This window comes from Herbaspirillum lusitanum P6-12 (genome assembly GCF_000256565.1).
GTDB classification, from domain to species: Bacteria; Pseudomonadota; Gammaproteobacteria; order Burkholderiales; family Burkholderiaceae_D; genus Herbaspirillum; species Herbaspirillum lusitanum.
Genome location: NZ_AJHH01000813.1, coordinates 1 through 2,685, shown reverse-complemented (window position 1 = coordinate 2,685; position 2,685 = coordinate 1). Strand labels below are relative to the sequence as shown.

The 2,685-nt window shown below is 57.8% G+C and carries 3 protein-coding genes; 2 read left to right on the top strand and 1 reads right to left on the bottom strand.

What is annotated here, in order from left to right; translation table 11 throughout:
• On the bottom strand, positions 1-207 hold a 207-nt coding region (locus HLUSI_RS30820), incomplete at its 3' end, for a helix-turn-helix domain-containing protein (RefSeq protein WP_040503930.1).
• A 296-nt stretch (positions 208-503) separates the two neighbouring features.
• On the opposite strand from HLUSI_RS30820, the gene HLUSI_RS0126040 reads away from it, so the two are divergent.
• A complete protein-coding gene (locus HLUSI_RS0126040) occupies positions 504-1,613 on the top strand; it encodes a porin (RefSeq protein WP_016836717.1) in 1,110 nt (369 codons plus the stop codon).
• Positions 1,614-1,782: 169 nt separating this feature from the next.
• Positions 1,783-2,664, top strand: coding sequence for an SMP-30/gluconolactonase/LRE family protein (locus HLUSI_RS0126035; RefSeq protein ID WP_016836716.1), 882 nt, complete (start codon positions 1,783-1,785; stop codon positions 2,662-2,664).
• Positions 2,665-2,685: the final 21 nt, after the last annotated feature.

Here is a 2,685-nt window from a genome sequence, read left to right as displayed (position 1 = left end):
TATAAGGCCGTGCGGCAGGCGATCGAACAAGGTCACGCCTAGCATGTCCTCGAGATCCTTTAGTTGCTTGGATGCCGCAGGCTGCGTCATGTTGAGTTCGTTGGCGGCGCGATGGATGTTTCGTTCATCGTCCAGAGCGATCAGCAACAACAGCTGCCGGGTCTTCAGACGCGCGCGCAGGAACCAGTTTGGGTCGCTGTTTTTCATTTGTCTCGGCTACCTTTTTTATATCTCAGGATGATATCAAATCAAGTATCGGCTGAGGCAAATAATTCATTAGAAATATATCCCGCAAATCCTTAGTATCTAGCCCAGTCCAGACGGTTTCACGCTCTGGACTTCACGTTGAAATGAAGCTGACGAAATGCTGATCGAACGGTTGTGAAAACCGGTATCGAGGAGGATTTTTGCGCGTCAATTCAGCGCGGGTTTCATACAAAAAAAGCGAGGGTGCAGCAATCGACTCCACCCTGTTGACTATAAAGATCTACGGAGACTTCAAGATGACTCAGTCCATCTCAACCAAAACCATCCTCAAGGCCTTGGGCACGGCCTCCTTGTTCGGCGCATGCCTGGCATCTGCGCAAGCGGAAGACAGCGTCACCATCTACGGTCGCGTCGTCGCCGGCATCGACGTGCAGAGCAACGTCCACCAAGTCAACGGCAACACCGGCACGCAGGTGCGCGCAGCCAGCAACCAGTGGGGCACCAGCATGATCGGCTTCAAAGGAAAGGAAGATCTGGGCGGCGGCCTGAACAGCTTCTTCCTGCTGGAATCGGGCTTCGGCGCGACCACCGGCAAAACCAACGGTCCTGAACTGTTCAATCGTCGTTCTTACGTCGGCCTGAACGGCAGCGCCGGTTCGATCAAAATCGGCAAGAACCTGTTCATCGACAACGACGTATGGTTCCTCGATCCGACCGGTCAGCAATGGATTGGCACGGCCAATCTGGTGAAGGGGCGCAACTGGGGCGGCGCCAGCAATATCATCGAATACCAGACCCCGACCTGGGGCGGCTTCAACGCCACGTTCCAGACCAGCCTCGGCGAAAAAGCCGGCTCGACCACCAAGGGTCGCAAGGACGGCGTCTCGCTGGTCTATCAAAACCAGGGCCTGGAACTGCGCGCGATCTATGATCTGGTGCGCGACGCCAATGGCAAGTACGGCAGCATCAAGACGAACCAGGACGGAACCACCACTGTCGGCGATGTGTTCGACACGTCGAAGGAGCTGATTCTGGGTGGTACTTACACGATCGACAAGCTGAAGATGTATGTCGGTTATGAAAATCTGAAGGCGCCAGACGTCGCAGCCGGCACGCCGGACACGGTCAATCATTACTGGGTCGGCGCCAACTACCAGATTTCGCCTGCATTGACGCTGATCGGTTCGGTGTTCCACGTCAACGTCAACAACAACGGCGGTTCGGCCAATCTGTACATGGTCGGTGCGAACTACAACCTGTCCAAGCGCACCTTGCTGTACGTGGGCGCAGGTACTGTCCGCAACAAAGGCAACGCGACCTTCTCGCTGGAAGCTGACCAAGCCGGTCCGCCATTGGCCGGTCAAGGCCAGAACGGCGGCTACGTGGGCATTGCCCACTCGTTCTGATCGTATGAGGATCCGATCGTAACGAGCGGCAGAGCGCAGTAAAACGCAGCAGCGGAAAGAGGCAAGCCACGGCTTGCCTCTTTTCGTTTAAAGTTTCGGATTTACTCTTCATCATTCTTCATCACCGGGAAATCAGCGGCTGGATTTCCCCATCACGGAGCAGACATCCATGCAAGCAAGCCTGATCGTTGACGGCAAACATGAACTCGGCGAATGCGCGATCTGGTGCGACAGGACGCAATCGATATTCTGGACCGACATCCAGGGCGCCACGCTGTGGAACCACAATCCGGCCAATGGCGCCACACACAGCTGGCCCATGCCGGAACGGCTGTCGGTGTTCGCCTTGACTGGGCAAACTGACCGGCTGCTGATCGGTCTGGCGTCGCGTCTGGCGTTCTTCAATCTGGACAGCGGCGAGATCACGACTATCCGCACGGTGGAAGAAGACCTGCCGACCACGCGCCTGAACGACGGCCGCTGCGATCGCCAGGGGCGTTTCGTGTTCGGCACGCTCAATGAAGACCAGGGACGCGCGCCGATCGGCAGCTTCTACCGTCTCAATACGGACCTCAGCCTCGAGCGCTTGCCGTTGCCTGGCGTGGCGATTTCCAACAGCATTTGTTTCAGCCCGGATGGCGCGCGCATGTATTTCTGCGACACCATGCAGGGCAAGATCATGTCCTGCGATTACGATCCGGTCAGCGGCGCCATCGGCGCGCAGGATGTGTTCGTCGATCTCGCGGGCGAGAAGGGCAGCCCTGACGGCTCCGCCATCGATAGCCAGGGATATCTGTGGAATGCGCAATGGGGCGGGGCGCGGGTGGTGCGCTATGCGCCGGACGGCCTGGTCGATCGCATCGTCGCGGTGCCGGTGTCGCAACCGAGTTGCCCGGCGTTTGGCGGCGCTGATTTGGATACCTTGTACGTGACTACTGCGCACGAAGGGATGAACATGCTGCAGCGCGTGGAGGAATCCAAGGCAGGTGGATTGTTTGCCGTGAGGCTGGACGGCATACGCGGATTGCCCGAAGTCCGTTTTGGCGGCTGATGCCGGTTCATCGCCATTAAG